Source organism: Streptomyces sp. ML-6, from assembly GCF_030116705.1.
Classification (GTDB): Bacteria; Actinomycetota; Actinomycetes; order Streptomycetales; family Streptomycetaceae; genus Streptomyces.
In genome coordinates this window covers 3262052-3275543 of record NZ_JAOTIK010000001.1, presented here as the reverse complement: position 1 = coordinate 3275543, position 13492 = coordinate 3262052, and the positions used below count along the sequence as shown (strand labels likewise).

Here is a 13492-nt window from a genome sequence, read left to right as displayed (position 1 = left end):
CCACAACATGACCACCGAGAACGCGTCCGCGCCCGCGTCGGCTCCCGCGACCGTGCCCGCCGAGCCGGACGTCGGCCCGCAGCAGTTCGTCCCGGTGTGGCGCCCGAACACACCGGTCCGGGAAACCTTCGGCACCGTCGTCCACCGGCAGCTCGTCACCGGCCTGTCCCTCTCCACCGGCGTCCCGCTCGACGTCCACCTCACCGGGTTCGGCTGCGACCGGCTGGACATCGTCGTCACCCCGGGCGGCGACGGTGCGGCCCTGATCGAGGTCCGGGCGGCGGCCGCGGCCACCGTCCGCGCCGAATGGCGGGTCCCCTGCCTCGGGGCCACCGCCTACTGGACCCCGGACACCAGCGCCTCCCGCTGGCTGCCGCCGTCCTGGATCGCCCCCCGTACCGTCTCGCTCGCCAAGGGCGCTCCCGTCGTCAGCCTGGTCGGCAACGACGACCGCGCCCTGTGCACCGCCGCCGCGGCCGAGGTCTTCGCCCCCCTGCGCATCGACGGCGGGGTGGTGGAGGAGACCAACGAGTTCGCCTTCACCGTCGAGCAGGCCCTCACCCCGGACGGTCCGCCGCTGCGGCTGCGGATCGACATCGGCGGCCGGCACTTCGCCGCCACCCTGCGGGAGGTCACCGACTGGTGGGCCGAGGGCCTGGACCACCCCGGCGTCGCCCCCGCCGCCCGGATGCCCGCCTACTCCACCTGGTACAGCCTCCACCAGAACGTCGACACCGCCGTCGTCGAACGCCAGGCCGCCCTCGCCGCGGGCATCGGCTGCGACAGCATCATCGTCGACGACGGCTGGCAGACCGCCGACCGCACCCGCGGCTACGGCCACTGCGGCGACTGGGAACCCAACCCGGTGGCCTTCCCCGACTTCGCGGGCCACGTCGCCGAGGTCCACCGCACCGGCCTCGCCTACCTCCTGTGGTACGCGCTGCCGTTCATCGGCCGGCACAACGACGCCTGGGACCGCTTCAAGGGCATGATCCTGCGCGAGGAACCCAGCATGGACGCGGCCGTGCTCGACCCCCGCCATCCCGAGGTCCGCGCCCACCTGATCGAGAAGATCTCCCGCGCCGTCGAGCAGTGGGACATGGACGGCCTGAAGCTCGACTTCATCGACCGTTTCGCCGTCGCCGACCCGCCGCCCGCCCCGGACGGCGCCGACCACGCCACCGTCCACGAGGGCCTGCGCCGGCTGCTCGCCGACCTCGACGCCCGGCTGCGCCGCACCCGGCCCGACGTGATCGTCGAGCACCGCCAGCCGTACGTCGGCCCCGGGCTGTGGCCGTACGCCACCATGGTCCGCGCCACCGACTGCCCGCTCAGCCCCGCCGAGAACCGGCAGCGCACCGTCGACTGCCGCCTCACCGCGGGCCCGCTCGCCGTGCACGCCGACATGATCACGTGGAACGCCGACGAGCGGCCCGAGGACGTCGCCGTCCACCTCGTCAACGCCCTGTTCGCGGTGCCACAGGTCTCCGTCGACCTCGACACCCAGACCCCCGACCAGCTCGCCACCCTGCGCTTCTGGCTCGGCGTCTCCCGCCGGTACGTCGACGTCCTCCAGCTCGGCACCCTGGAACCCGCGCGTCCGGACCTGGGCTACCCCCAGGTCCGCGCCCACGACCGCACCACCACCGTGGTCGCCCGCTACGCGCCGCTGCCCGTCGCCCTTCCGGACCGGAACGCCGCGGACGGCCCGCAGACCCTGCTCGTCGCCAACGCGGACGGCGACCCCACGGTGATCCTGTCCGCCCCCCGGCCGGAAAAAGTGCTCGTCCGCATTCAGGACTGCCGGGGTGAGATCCTGTCCGATACCGTGCTCGACCTCGTCGCCGGGGTGAACCCGGTGACCGTACCGACAGGTGGCCTGCTCACCCTGACCCGCGAGCACTGAGGACCCGGGGTCGGGGGCGGGTGCCCGCCCCCGACCCGCCGCCGACCGCCCGCAGAGGAACGATGACCGCTCGACAGGTGACCATCGAGGAGGTCGCGCGTGCGGCCGGAGTGTCCCGACAAACCGTCTCGAACGCCCTCAACGCCCCCCACCGGCTGCGCGAGGCGACCCTCGCCCGGGTCACCGCCGCCATCGACGAACTCGGCTACCGGCCCGACCAGTCCGCCCGCAGCCTGCGCACCGGCACCCGCAAGGTCATCGGCTACCCCGCCCCCGCCGACAACCCCGCCGACCCCAACCCCCTGATGGGCGGCTTCCTGCAGGCGCTGGTGACCGCCGCCGACGAGGTCGGACACCGCATCCTGCTGTTCCGTTCCGACCCCCAGCAGGGCGTCGGAGCGGTCGCCAGGTCCTTCAACGACTTGATCGCGGCCCGTCAGGTCGACGGGTTCATCCTCTCCGACGTCATACACGACGACCCCCGCGTGGACGTGCTCGCCGAGGCCGGTTTCCCGTTCGCGGCCTTCGGCCGGACCGCCCCCGGCCGCCCGCAGAACTGGGTGGACATCGACTCCGCCGCCGCCACCGCCGCCCTGGTGGAGCTGCTGCTCGACCAGGGCCACCGGCGGATCTGCTACCTCAACTCCGCCGCGTCCCTGCCCTGGCTCGCCGACCGCCGGGCCGGCTTCCTGCGGGCCGCGGCCGCCGCCCCGGACGGGGCCTTCGAGGTCGGCGTCCCCGAGGACGACCCGGCCGCGCTCTCCCACGCGGTGCAGCGCCTGCTCAGCGGTTCCGACCGGCCCACCGCCCTGGTCTGCGCGAGCGACTGGCTCGCCCTGACCGCCTACCAGGCCGTCCGTGCCGCAAACCTCGCCGTCGGCGCGGACATCGCCGTCACCGGCTTCAACGACATTCCGCTGTGCACGATGCTCCAGCCCGCCCTCACCAGCGCGCGGCTGCCCCTGGCCGTCATCGCCCGGGCCCTCGTCGACCGGCTGGTCACCGCCGTCGAGGACCCCACCGCCGCTCCGTCGAGCGGGCTGCTGCTGCCGGCGGAGCCGGTCGTGCGCGACAGTACGCCGGGCCGGTAGCGGAGCCGTACGAGTTCTCCGTGCGGGCTTTCCGTGCGGGCCCTCTCGCGTACGGTCCTTCAGGTCCTCCGGTCCCGTTCCGCGAGGGCGGCGCGGGCGGCGGCGCCCATGAGGGGGTCGTCGTCGGTGTCCGCGACGGTGGTCAGGGCCTCGTGGACCGCCGGGTCGTCGGCGTAGGGGCCGAGGGCCATGGCGGCGTACTGGCGGACGAGGTCCTCCTCCGGGTCGTGCAGTGCGGTCAGCAGGGCCCGGCCGGCCGTGCGGCGGGTGGCCGGGTCGGGCGGGGGCCACAGGCGCAGGAGCGTGGTGGCCTCGATGCGGGCGAGGTCGTACTCGCCGGGGTCGGCGACGACGGTGGTGAGGAAGGCCGTCACCTCGGGGTTGCCGCAGTCGTCGTCCAGCTCCGCGACGATCTCGCGCCTGCGGTCGCTGGTGGCGGGGAGAGCGCGGAACTCCTCGATGAGGAGGGTGGCGCGGGTGGTCCCGTCCGGGGGTGGCTCCAAGGGCATGGGCGGTGTTCCTTCGCTGTTCCTTCGCTCGAAGGCTCGGGGTCGGTTGATCGGGCCGGTCGATCGGGGTCGGTTGATCAGGGCCAGTTGATCAGGGTCATGAAGGCGACCCAGGTGAAGAACACGGTGGCGGGTGCGGCCACGGCGAGGGCGATCGCGGTCGGCGGCCTGCGCCTGGTGAACGCCCAGCTCGCCACCAGGATGACCAGGGACAGCAGCAGGCCGCAGCAGGAGACCGTCCAGGCCGGGCCGAAGGAGGCGTCGAAGCGGTCGGCATCCGCCTCCGAGCAGGAGTCGCAGGCCATCGGCGAAAACATGCTGTACACCAGGGCGAGGAACGCGAGGGGGAGCGTGACGACCGTGGAGATCAGCGAGGCGATCCAGGTGTGGCGGGGGCCGCTGTCCGTGATGTTGTCGGGCATGTGTACGAGTCAATTCGGTGACGGGGGAAGGCGCATGAGTCGTCGTACTCAGTCCCACCAGAACGACCAGATCTCCTGGCCGAGGACCTGCTTCTCCGCGTAGACGTCCAGGTCGTGCGGCGGGCTCTGGTCGATGTTGTCCGGGCAGAACGCGTAGTGCTCGGCGGCGACTGCGCGGGCCTCCGCGAGGGTGGTGGGCGGGCGGGAGACCGAGAGGGTCAGGGTGTCGAAGCCCAGCATCACGACCCGGATGCCGAAGCGGTCCTCCCAGGAGCGGAGCACGGCGCAGAGCCTGGCGGTGTCCTCCTCGAAGTTGAGCGGGCCCGACCAGCCGATGGCCGCCGGTATGTCCGCGCTGCGCCGGGCCGGGACGAGCGCCATCCGTGAGCCGGGGAACCAGCCCTGCGGGCCGACGCACTCCTCGGCGATCGCGGCCGCCAGGTCGTCGGGGGCGTCCTGCCCCTCGGCGGCCGGGACGGGGGCCAGGCCGGGCCAGTCTCTCCCGGCGGGGTCGATCTCCTCGGGCGCGTTGCCGTTCCAGTACCCGGCAAGCACCTCCTCGGCGTCGTGGTCGCCGGGGTACGACGTGCTGTCCGGGGTCAGGTCCCACTCGGCGGGCCACTGGTCGCGTCTGCCGCCGTCGATCAGTACGGGAAGCAGCCCGACCGTCCGTCCGGCGGTGCGCAGCGCGCGCCACGCCCCGTGGGTCGCGGGCTCGTCGGCGCACCAGAGCAGCGGTTCGTGCCAGGTGCCGTCGAGCGTGGTGTCCACCAGTGAGCCGGGCGGGAGTTGGAGTCCCGATGCGGCCAGGGACGGGAGCGGGTTGGGAAGCGTCGCCATGCCGGTGAGCGTACGGGGGCCCACTGACAGCCGGCCGCCGGGCCGGGGGCGGTGCGGTCCGGTACGCGTCTGCGCGGCGTGGTCCGGTGGTCCGGCACGCGCCTGCGTGGTGTGGTCCGGACGGGGGAGGCGCTGACCCGTGGGTCTGTTTCCTCGGGGGCCGCCCAGCTCTCCGTGGGCCTGTTCCCCCGCGGCCTACTTTCCCGTGACGTAGGCGTTCCAGATCCGGAGCGGGAAGACATTGCCGCGCTCCGAATCGGGTCCGCCCACGCCCTGCATTCCCAGCAGTTGCGGGGTGCCCGGCTTGTTGCGGAACATCGTGACGGCGGTGGTCAGTCCTTTGTTGTGGCCGATGAACCAGGCCGACTTCATCCGGTCGTCCTTGCCGGTCCCGGCCGCCGCGAGGTCGTCGCCGAACCCGGGGTCGGCGAGCGCGGTGAGCTTTCCGTCCTTGCTCAGCCGCGTCCAGGCCATCAGCCTCATGGTGCGGTTCATGTCGTTGGCCACCGAGGCGTCCATCGCGCGCTGCGGTTCGGGCTTCCCGAAGCCCTCGACCGTCTCGCCGTCCCGGGTCATCCTGGTCACCGAGTAGGGCTCGGCCCGCATGCCGTCGTTGCTGAAAGCGGTGTACGCGTCCGCCATCCTGACCGCGCTCGGTGTGGACGTGCCGAGGGGGAAGGACTTGTCCAGGCGGGCCAGGCTCTGCTCGTGCAGTCCGGCCGACATCGCCAGTTCTTTCACCTTCTTCAGTCCGATTTCCTTGCCGAGCATCACGAAGGTCGCGTTGGCCGAGTTGATCAGCGCATCGCGCAGGGGCGTCGGCGCCGTGACCATCAGCGGGTCGGGGCCGGCACCCGGCGAGGCGGGGGACACCGCATACGGGCCGTCCTTGATCAGTCGTCCCGTGCTGTCGTAGCCGCTGTCCAGGGTGATCCCGTCGCCGTGCTGAAGGGCCGCCGCCAGGACGAAGGGCTTGAAGGCCGAGCCGACGGGGACGCCGGAGGTGTCGGCGTTGTTGGCGAAGTGGGTGACCGCGTCGGCTCCGCCGTACACCGCGACCACGGCCCCGTCGGACCGCACGGAGGCGGCGCCGACCTCGACGTACTTGTCCTCGGGGCGCTTCTCGGGGTCGAGGTCGCGCTCGCGCACGCTCCGCACGGCCCGTTCCAGCTGCTCCACCCTGGCCTTGTCGAAGGTGGTGTGCACCCGGTAGCCGCCCCGGAAGAGGTCCTTGTCGGTGAGGCCCGTGCGCTTCTTGATGTACTTGTTGGCGATGTCGACGAGATAGCCGGTCTGGCCGCCGAGGCTGGTCGACTTGGTGGCCGGCTTCGGCTCGGGGAACTTCCGGTACGTGGCCCGCTCGGCCTTCGTCATCGTGCCGGTCTCCACCTGCCGGTCGAGGATCCACGCCCAGCGGTCGACGGCGCGTTCGTGGTTGCCCCCGCTGCCTGCGGGGTCGTACTGCTCCGCCCCCTTGAGCAGGGCCGCGAGCAGTGCCGCCTGGCTGGGGTCGAGGTCCTTCGCGGGGATTCCGTAGTACGCGTGCGCCGCCGCCTGGATGCCGTAGGCGCCGCGGCCGAACCAGCTGGTGTTCAGATACCCCTGGAGGATCTCCCCCTTCTTCTTCTTGTTGTTCAGCTTCAGCGAGATGAAGAATTCCTTGAACTTCCGGGTGGCCGACTGCTCCTGGCTGAGATAGGTGTTCTTCACGTACTGCTGGGTGATGGTGGAGCCGCCCTGGGTCTCACCGCCCGAGACCATGCTCACGACCGCGCGGGCGATTCCCGTCGCCGATACCCCCGGGTCGGAGTAGAAGGTCTCGTTCTCGGCGGCGATGACCGCGTTCTCCACCGAGTCGGGTATGTCGGCGAGGGTGACGTTCTGCCGGTTGACCGAGCCCACGCTCACCAACTGGCTGCCGTCCGCCCAGTAGTAGACGGTGCCCTGTCTGCGCGCCTCGGTCTTCTCGTCGGGGATGTCGACGGACTCGTACACCGCGGCGAACAGGCCGGTCAGCGCGGCGAATCCGAGCACGACCAGGCTCAGCACCTGCCGCCACGAAGGAATCCAGCGGCGCCAGGTGCGTTTTCCCCGGCGGGGGTAGTCGATGCCGAATCCGCGACGACGGCTCGCGCGTATCGGGCGGTTGGGGCGTCGGGCCATGATCCAGCTCCTCGTTCACCTTCCCGTACCAGTGGCGCGGGCTTGTGAGAGAGGATGTTCCGGATCGCGATCAGGTTGTCTCAAAGGGCCGTCCGGCACGAGTGGTGCCACTCGTACCGGACGGCCCTTTCCGAGGGTCGGGCCCGCCTGGAGCGGCGACCCGACGGCCCTTTCCGGAGGTGTCAGGCCCGCTTGGAGCGGCGACGGGCCGCGAGGACGAGGCCGGCGCCCGCGGCGAGCACCACGACGGTGCCGATGATCAGCGGGATGGTGCCGCTGCTGCCGGTGGAGGCGAGGTCGCCGTCCTTCTTGCCGGGGGCGGCGCTGTCGGAGGGGGCCGGGGCGGTGGGCGTGGCGGACCCGGACGTGTCCGTGGACGGGGTGACGCTCGCCGACGGGGTGGCGGTGCCGGTGGGCGTGGCGGTGCCGGTGGGGGGCGTGGTCGACGGAGTGTCGGTGGGGGTGGGCGGGGTGGTGGAGGGCTTGGGTCCGCCGGTCTCGGGGAGGCAGCCGCTGAAGGGGAAGTGGTGGGTCTCGGCGCCGCCGGTGCCGTGCAGCGAGGCGACCCAGACCGAGCCGTTGACCGGTGCGCCGCTGCCGAGTTCCAGGTGGGCGTTGGGGGCCAGGATGCTGCCGGGCCAGGCGGCGGAGCTGTGCTTGGTGACGGTGCGGGCGTCGGGGAAGTTCCACAGGAGGCGGGCGCGGACCTTGCCGCCGGAGGCGCTCTGGAGCTTGTCGTCCAGTACGTAGTCCTGGCCGCCGGAGAGGAAGAAGCCGGTGGTGCCGGCTCCGGCCATGTCGTAGTCCCGGCCGCTGACGTTGACGACCGCGGTGGCGCCCGCGGGGACCTTGAGGAAGACCTCCTTGGCCTTCTCCAGCTGGTCGGTCGTCACCTTGAAGATGTTGCGGGAGGTGTTGGAGCCCTCCAGGGTGAGGCGGTTGCCGCTCGGCGTCACCCGGGTGCCGTCCGTGGCCGGTTCCTCGCCCAGGGCGGTGGAGTAGGCGCGGAGCTTGCCGAACTCGGCGTCGAAGTCGATGAGTCCGGCGTTCTTGCTGACGCTGCCCGCGTGCATTTCGAGGGCGCGGTCGCGGATCTCGCCGCCGACGACCGCGTTGCCCTTCATCACCGCGGTGACGGAGTTGTCGTTGCGGAGGTCGCCGCGGACGACGAGGGAGGCGCGGCCGGGCAGGGCGTCGACCTCCGCGGCGGAGAGCTCGTTGGCGACGCTGAAGCCGCCGCGGAAGTCGGCGTTGCCGCCGACGGCCACCGCGCCCTCCGCGTCGGGGGTGTGGACGTCGTCACCGAGGACGAACTCGCCGTACTTCCCGGCGATTCCGAAGGCGTCGGTGGCACATCCGGCCGAGTCGGCCGGGGCGGCCTGCGCGGCCGGGGCGACGGTCAGACCGAGGACGAGGGCTCCACCGAGCGCGGCGGCTGCGGCGGTTGCGGTTATGCGCATGGGGCTGGTTCTCCCGCGAGGTGGTCGTAGAGCTTTCCGTGGCGGCTTGTCCATGCTTTTCACAGATTGAAATATTGGTCAAGACCAATGCCTGCGGGGTGGGTGAACTGCCGGGAGAGTGGGGATTTGTCCGGTGGTGGGGGGTGGCCGTCGGTGGTTCAGCCGTTGAGCGTGGCGCCCGTTCGCGAACGGTTGTGGACGGCCGCGAACGGGCGGTGAATCGCCGCGAGTGGGCGGTGAATGGCCGGGAACGGTTGTGCCCGGTCATGAGCGCTTGTGAACGGCATGAACGGCATGAGCGGTTGTGAACGGGCGGGCGCCGCGCTCCGGTTACGGCTGTGCGTGGACGACGACGAACGCGGTACGAGCCGGGGTGCCGTCCGGCAGCGGCGCGTCCGCGGTGACGTCGCCGAGCGCCTCCGCGTCGGCCTCCTGGCCGGGCCGGAGGACCCGGTTGACACGAAGGGTCAGCCGACGTCCGCCGGATGCCGGCGTGACCAGGATGTCGGTGCCGGTCGGGTCGTCGGTGGCGGTCGTGGACGAGAGCTCCGCCCTGACGTCCGGCTCGGCGAACCGGGCGGTGACGGAGGGGTCGGGGGTGTCGCTCGTGCTCTGCATCTGCGGCTCGGCCTCGCCGACGAGCAGCGCGAACAGCTGGGCGACGAGGACCGGGTCGCGCGTTCCGTCGTACACCCACCGGTGGCCCAGCACCCCGTGCTCGGACGTGCCGATGAGCGCCTCGTCGGCGCCCGCGAGCGGGGCGCCCCGGTAGGTGAACGGCACCTGGTACGTGACCGGCTCGGCCCCCGACGTGTCGGTGACCGCCATGAACTCGATCCCGACCTCGCCCTCCGGGTCGTCCAGCCGGAACCCGCCGGTCCTGGCCAGTTCGGGCCGCTGCCCCGGCGTGCCCCGGTACCAGGGCTGGGCGGGCAGCCAGGTGGCGAGGAGTTCCAGCTTGGTGGGCGTCAGGGTGGTGCGGTGGATGACAGCCATGGCCGGTGGGGTTCCTCCGGTGGATTCAGGCGGTGCGCCGGTCGGCGGCGAAACCGGCGAAGGCCGTCCAGGTGGCGGGGGCGACGGTGAGGGTGGGGCCGTCGGGGTTCTTGGAGTCACGGATGTGAACGGCGGCGGTGTGCGCGGCGACCTCGACGCAGGCGCCGCCCTCGTCGCCGCTGTGGCTCGACTTCTGCCAGTTGTAGCCGACCTCCAGGCACTGCCCGCCCTCGTCGGCGCTGTAGCTCGACTTGCGCCATTCGTAGGCGACTTCGAGGCAGGCGCCGCCTTCGCTGCCGCTGTAGCTGGACTTGAACCACTCAAGTGCGGTGCTCATTGCTCTCCCAGCAGACGGTCCAGTAGGCCCAGCGTGTCTTCGGGGGTGAGGGCCTGGGCTCGCAGCATCGCATATTTCTGGGCGAGGATGCTGATTCCGTCGGGGTCGGAGACGAGCATGCTGCCGCGTTGTGTCTCGGAATAGGCCACGCGCTGGAAGTCCGGGGTCTCCAGCAGGATGAAGGGGCCGTCCAGTCCTGCGTGGGTCCGGTGGTTGAGGGGCAGGACCTGGAGACAGACGCCGGGGAGTTCGGCGCAGGCCCGCAGGTGCCTCAGCTGCTCCACATGCCCTTCGTCGTCGGTGAGCTGGAGTTTCAGGACCGGCTCCCAGACGACGAAGCTGATGGTCGGGGGCGAGGGGCGGTGCAGGATCTCCTGGCGCTTCAGCCGGATCTTCGTCTGGAGCGCGACCTCCTCCTCGCTGAAAGCCGGGACCCGGTTGCGGAACACCGCCTGTGCGTAGCGTTCCGTCTGGAGGAGGCCCGGCATGACCTGGTTGTCGTACCAGGACAGCGCCAGCGCCTCCAACTCCAGTTCCAGGTACTCCTCCGCCCACACCGGGATCAGGTCGACCTCCGGCAGGTTGTCCACCGCCTCCGCCAACGCGCCCTTGGTGTCCAGCAGTTCGTCCAGGGTGGCGGCCAGGCCGGGCAGCAGCGCCCGTCTGCCCTGCTCGATGGAGGCGATCGTCTCCACCTGGTGTCCTGCCATGGAGGCGAGTTGAGCCTGTGTCAGACCGGCCGCCCTGCGGAAGATGGCGACCAGTTTCCCCACGAGCTTCATTGCCGACGCGTTCTTGCGCTTCCGCTTTCCGGGTTGCATACCGGGCGAACTTCCACACGCGCGCCCGCGTCACGCGCATGCGACCCGTACAAAAGGTTTGTACGGGTGTTTGTGCGGGTGGGCATGGGGGCGCGGCTGTCGGGAGGGCGGTCAGGACCGGTACTCGGTCAGCACCCATTCGACGACCTCCCGGACCTCCCCGTCGGGGTCCCGGGAGAGGCGGTCGAGGAGTTCCGTGACGCCTCGGGACGGCCATTTCCCGACGGCCCATACGAGGGCCCTGCGCACCTTCGGGTCCGGATGGTCCGCGAGGTGGGCCAGCTGGTCGGCCGGTCCGCGGCGGCGCATGCCGAACCAGTGGAGGGTCTGGACGAGCTGTTCGGGGTCGCCGGGGGTGCCCGCCGCGGCGATCTGCCGGAGGAGGACCGCGCTCGCGGGGGCGGGGCCGTCGAGGGGGTGGGGCCGGCGCTGTCGCAGGCGTTGCGATCCGTACTCGCCGCGCACCCGGCAGCCGAAGCAGGTGCAGGGCGCCTTGCCGTTCGCGTCGGGGAAGTACCGCCAGCCGGTGACCTGGCTGACGGCGCGGATGCGGTGCACCTCGCGCCTGGAGACCGCGCGGGGGACGAACACCTCCCAGCCGCGGGGGTCGGGCACGGCCGCGACCCGGCGTACGGCGTCGGCGGCCGTGGTGGTCAGGGGGTCGCGGTGGTAGCGGCCCACGGTGACGGGTTCGTCGTCCGGCAGCCGGACGTGTACGGCGACGAGCCCGCGCGGGCCGCCGCGCCGGGCCAGTTCGCGCAGCCACTGGTGGGTGAGGGTGTACGAGGGGAGCACGGGGAAGCAGTAGACGCCCCGGGGCAGCGACGGCGCGCGGCCGTGACTCTCGGCCCGTATGCCGGAACGGCGGACGCGCGCCGCGTTCGCCGAGGGTGTCAGGTGCACGAACATCGCCATGAGGGCGATGCTAGAGCCCCTTCCTCCGGTCGTGCAGGCAGGTTTCTCCGGGGCGGAACCGTGCTCGGGCCCCGTGTTCGCTCGCCGTGCTCGGTTCCCGCGCGTCGTGCTCCGGCCCGGCGCCGGGCGGGGTCAGCCGAGCCAGTGGCCGTCGCGCATGAGGGTGCGTCCCCGGAGTTCGTTCGCCTCGCGCCAGGCCTGGACGCGTTGCGGCCGGATCAGGAAGTACTGGTAGGGCTCGTCGATCCCGCGCGGGTCGAAACCGGTTTTGGCCTCGAACGCGTCGCCCGTGCCCGGGGCGAGGTCGGCGAGGTCCACCGGCTCGGCGGTGCCGTCGACCATGACGACGTCGCGGGTCGGGTGGGATCGTGTCGTGCCGTGCGTGGGGCGGTGGTGGCTGGTGCCGGGGATGCGGTCACGCCGTGGGGGCCGGTACCGCGGCCTCCCAGGCGAACCCGTCGGGATCGGTGAAGGACTCGGTGCCGCCGACGAGCGCGACGCGGTGCGAGCCGGTGCCCTCGGGGGAGACGCCGACGTCCTTGGCGAGGGCGCGGCGCCGGTACAGCGCCAGCTTGACCGGGCTCTCCCCGGAGGCGAACTCCGCGTACACGCGGCCGAAGCTCTTCGCCACGGCGAGGCCCCGCCCCACGTAGAACCGCTTGCTCGCGGCCACGTCCGCCACCCCCAGCAGGAGCACGATCTCGTTGATCTCGCGGGTGGTGGGGCCGGGGTCCTTCTTCGCGGAGGTCGCGACCTTCCAGATCGTCCCGTCCGGGGCTCGCACGACACCGCCGTGGCCCCAGAACGACTTCGTGACGGGCTTCAGTTGCGTGGCGCCGGCTTCGAGGGCGGTGGCGACGAGGCTCTCGACGGCGGACGGCCCGGAGACCGTGAGCGCCATCGTGAAACCGCGGAAGCCGGTACTGGGCTCCTGCGAGGCCCGCAGACGTATCTGCGTGTCCAGACCGAAGGCGGTGGAGCAGAAGCGGGCGGCGGCCTCGGGGTCGGCCACGTCGAGGGTCACGGATTCGATGAAGTTCATGTTCATGACGTTATGTGCCCCTCCACGACCGGTGCTTCTTGATTCCTGACCGGTCTCGTCACCTGTTTGGACACGCACGGCGGCATCCCCGCCGCACCGTCCAGCGCACGGCGCCGGTAGGTGCTGGGGGACATGCCGACGAGCTCGGTGAAGCGGGTGCTGAAGGTGCCCAGCGACGAGCAGCCGACCTCGAAGCAGACCTCGGTGACGCTGAGGTCGCCGCGCCGCAGCAGCGCCGCCGCGCGCTCGATGCGCCGCGTCATCAGGTACGAGTACGGCGACTCGCCGTAGGCGAGCCGGAATTGGCGGCTGAGGTGCCCGGCGGACATGTTCGCGCCGCGGGCGAGCGCCTCGACGTTCAGCGGTTGCGCGTACTCCCGGTCGATCCGGTCGCGGACCCGGCGCAGCAGCACGAGGTCGTTCAGGCGCTGCGCCTCGGCACGGGCGTTTCCCCACGCGGGCCGGCACATGGCGGAACTCCTCTCGTCGTATCCGTCCGCCGGGCGGGTCAGCGGACTTCCTGGATGCGGACCAGGTTGCCCGCCGGGTCGCGGAAGGCGCAGTCGCGGATGCCGTACGGCTGCTCGGTCGGTTCCTGGACGACCTCGGTGTCACCGGCCTGCACCTTTTCGAAGGTGCCGTCGAGGTCCCGGGTGGCGAGCAGGATCCAGCCATAGGTGCCCTTGGCCATCATCTCGGCGATGGTGCGGCGCTCGTCCTCGGTGATCCCCGGGTCGGCGGCCGGCGGGGCCAGGAGGATGGACGTGCTGGGCTGGTCGACGGGGCCGACCGTGATCCAGCGCATCTTGCCCTGGCCGACGTCGTTGCGGACCTCGAAGCCGAGGACGTCGCGGTAGAAGGCCAGGGAGGCGTCCGGGTCGAGGTGCGGGAGGAAGCTGGTGTGAATGGTGATGTCCATGGCGATGATGCTGGCACGGCCCCGCGGCCCGTGCTTCTCGAATCCTGATCGATCGGAGCGCCTGTTTCGTC

At 71.7% G+C, this 13492-nt stretch carries 15 protein-coding genes; 2 read left to right on the top strand and 13 right to left on the bottom strand.

Annotated features, from left to right (window positions below):
* Window positions 1-7: 7 nt before the first annotated feature.
* Complete coding sequence (locus tag OCT49_RS14220; RefSeq protein ID WP_283852244.1) at window positions 8-1906, top strand: glycoside hydrolase family 36 protein; 1899 nt, start codon at window positions 8-10, stop codon at window positions 1904-1906.
* A gap of 62 nt (window positions 1907-1968) precedes the next feature.
* Window positions 1969-2997: a LacI family DNA-binding transcriptional regulator gene (locus OCT49_RS14215; protein WP_283852243.1), complete on the top strand. Its 1029-nt coding sequence runs from the start codon at window positions 1969-1971 to the stop codon at window positions 2995-2997.
* Window positions 2998-3056: 59 nt separating this feature from the next.
* On the opposite strand, the gene OCT49_RS14210 is transcribed toward OCT49_RS14215, so the two are convergent.
* From OCT49_RS14210 to OCT49_RS14150, 13 genes are all read right to left on the bottom strand, one after another.
* Complete coding sequence (locus OCT49_RS14210; RefSeq protein ID WP_283852242.1) at window positions 3057-3506, bottom strand: hypothetical protein; 450 nt, start codon at window positions 3504-3506, stop codon at window positions 3057-3059.
* 77 nt (window positions 3507-3583) lie between these two features.
* A complete protein-coding gene (locus OCT49_RS14205; RefSeq protein ID WP_283852241.1) occupies window positions 3584-3928 on the bottom strand; it encodes a DUF983 domain-containing protein in 345 nt (114 codons plus the stop codon).
* A 48-nt stretch (window positions 3929-3976) separates the two neighbouring features.
* Entirely contained in the window at window positions 3977-4768 is a 792-nt protein-coding gene (locus OCT49_RS14200; protein WP_283852240.1) for a DUF4253 domain-containing protein, read from the bottom strand.
* A 195-nt stretch (window positions 4769-4963) separates the two neighbouring features.
* Window positions 4964-6931 (bottom strand): transglycosylase domain-containing protein, encoded by a 1968-nt coding sequence (locus OCT49_RS14195; RefSeq protein WP_283852239.1) that lies wholly within the window; start codon window positions 6929-6931, stop codon window positions 4964-4966.
* Window positions 6932-7113: 182 nt separating this feature from the next.
* Window positions 7114-8391: a choice-of-anchor A family protein gene (locus OCT49_RS14190; RefSeq protein WP_283852238.1), complete on the bottom strand. Its 1278-nt coding sequence runs from the start codon at window positions 8389-8391 to the stop codon at window positions 7114-7116.
* A 330-nt stretch (window positions 8392-8721) separates the two neighbouring features.
* Window positions 8722-9387 (bottom strand): maltokinase N-terminal cap-like domain-containing protein, encoded by a 666-nt coding sequence (locus OCT49_RS14185; protein ID WP_283852237.1) that lies wholly within the window; start codon window positions 9385-9387, stop codon window positions 8722-8724.
* A 25-nt stretch (window positions 9388-9412) separates the two neighbouring features.
* A complete protein-coding gene (locus OCT49_RS14180) occupies window positions 9413-9724 on the bottom strand; it encodes a DUF397 domain-containing protein (protein WP_283852236.1) in 312 nt (103 codons plus the stop codon).
* On the bottom strand, window positions 9721-10506 hold the full coding sequence (locus OCT49_RS14175) for a helix-turn-helix domain-containing protein (RefSeq protein ID WP_283852235.1): 786 nt from the start codon (window positions 10504-10506) through the stop codon (window positions 9721-9723). Before OCT49_RS14175 ends, OCT49_RS14180 begins: the two co-directional genes overlap by 4 nt.
* Before the next feature lie 150 nt (window positions 10507-10656).
* Window positions 10657-11460, bottom strand: a complete 804-nt coding sequence (locus OCT49_RS14170) for a HEAT repeat domain-containing protein (protein WP_283852234.1) — start codon at window positions 11458-11460, stop codon at window positions 10657-10659.
* 132 nt (window positions 11461-11592) lie between these two features.
* Complete coding sequence (locus OCT49_RS14165; protein ID WP_502963375.1) at window positions 11593-11802, bottom strand: hypothetical protein; 210 nt, start codon at window positions 11800-11802, stop codon at window positions 11593-11595.
* 73 nt (window positions 11803-11875) lie between these two features.
* Window positions 11876-12502, bottom strand: coding sequence for a VOC family protein (locus OCT49_RS14160; protein ID WP_283852233.1), 627 nt, complete (start codon window positions 12500-12502; stop codon window positions 11876-11878).
* 2 nt (window positions 12503-12504) lie between these two features.
* Window positions 12505-12972, bottom strand: coding sequence for a helix-turn-helix transcriptional regulator (locus tag OCT49_RS14155; protein WP_283852232.1), 468 nt, complete (start codon window positions 12970-12972; stop codon window positions 12505-12507).
* 38 nt (window positions 12973-13010) lie between these two features.
* Window positions 13011-13421, bottom strand: a complete 411-nt coding sequence (locus OCT49_RS14150; protein WP_283852231.1) for a VOC family protein — start codon at window positions 13419-13421, stop codon at window positions 13011-13013.
* Between the last annotated feature and the right edge of the window lie 71 nt (window positions 13422-13492).

What these genes read in the sequence shown, in the direction of transcription:
- OCT49_RS14155 (WP_283852232.1), bottom strand. Translation starts at nt 12,972, where the DNA reads ATGTGCCGGCCCGCGTGGGGAAACGCCCGTGCCGAGGCGCAGCGCCTG.
- OCT49_RS14175 (WP_283852235.1), bottom strand. Translation starts at nt 10,506, where the DNA reads ATGAAGCTCGTGGGGAAACTGGTCGCCATCTTCCGCAGGGCGGCCGGT.
- OCT49_RS14180 (WP_283852236.1), bottom strand. Translation starts at nt 9,724, where the DNA reads ATGAGCACCGCACTTGAGTGGTTCAAGTCCAGCTACAGCGGCAGCGAA.
- OCT49_RS14215 (WP_283852243.1), top strand. Translation starts at nt 1,969, where the DNA reads ATGACCGCTCGACAGGTGACCATCGAGGAGGTCGCGCGTGCGGCCGGA.
- OCT49_RS14200 (WP_283852240.1), bottom strand. Translation starts at nt 4,768, where the DNA reads ATGGCGACGCTTCCCAACCCGCTCCCGTCCCTGGCCGCATCGGGACTC.
- OCT49_RS14190 (WP_283852238.1), bottom strand. Translation starts at nt 8,391, where the DNA reads ATGCGCATAACCGCAACCGCCGCAGCCGCCGCGCTCGGTGGAGCCCTC.
- OCT49_RS14185 (WP_283852237.1), bottom strand. Translation starts at nt 9,387, where the DNA reads ATGGCTGTCATCCACCGCACCACCCTGACGCCCACCAAGCTGGAACTC.
- OCT49_RS14220 (WP_283852244.1), top strand. Translation starts at nt 8, where the DNA reads ATGACCACCGAGAACGCGTCCGCGCCCGCGTCGGCTCCCGCGACCGTG.
- OCT49_RS14170 (WP_283852234.1), bottom strand. Translation starts at nt 11,460, where the DNA reads ATGGCGATGTTCGTGCACCTGACACCCTCGGCGAACGCGGCGCGCGTC.
- OCT49_RS14205 (WP_283852241.1), bottom strand. Translation starts at nt 3,928, where the DNA reads ATGCCCGACAACATCACGGACAGCGGCCCCCGCCACACCTGGATCGCC.
- OCT49_RS14150 (WP_283852231.1), bottom strand. Translation starts at nt 13,421, where the DNA reads ATGGACATCACCATTCACACCAGCTTCCTCCCGCACCTCGACCCGGAC.
- OCT49_RS14160 (WP_283852233.1), bottom strand. Translation starts at nt 12,502, where the DNA reads ATGAACTTCATCGAATCCGTGACCCTCGACGTGGCCGACCCCGAGGCC.
- OCT49_RS14195 (WP_283852239.1), bottom strand. Translation starts at nt 6,931, where the DNA reads ATGGCCCGACGCCCCAACCGCCCGATACGCGCGAGCCGTCGTCGCGGA.
- OCT49_RS14165 (WP_502963375.1), bottom strand. Translation starts at nt 11,802, where the DNA reads ATGGTCGACGGCACCGCCGAGCCGGTGGACCTCGCCGACCTCGCCCCG.
- OCT49_RS14210 (WP_283852242.1), bottom strand. Translation starts at nt 3,506, where the DNA reads ATGCCCTTGGAGCCACCCCCGGACGGGACCACCCGCGCCACCCTCCTC.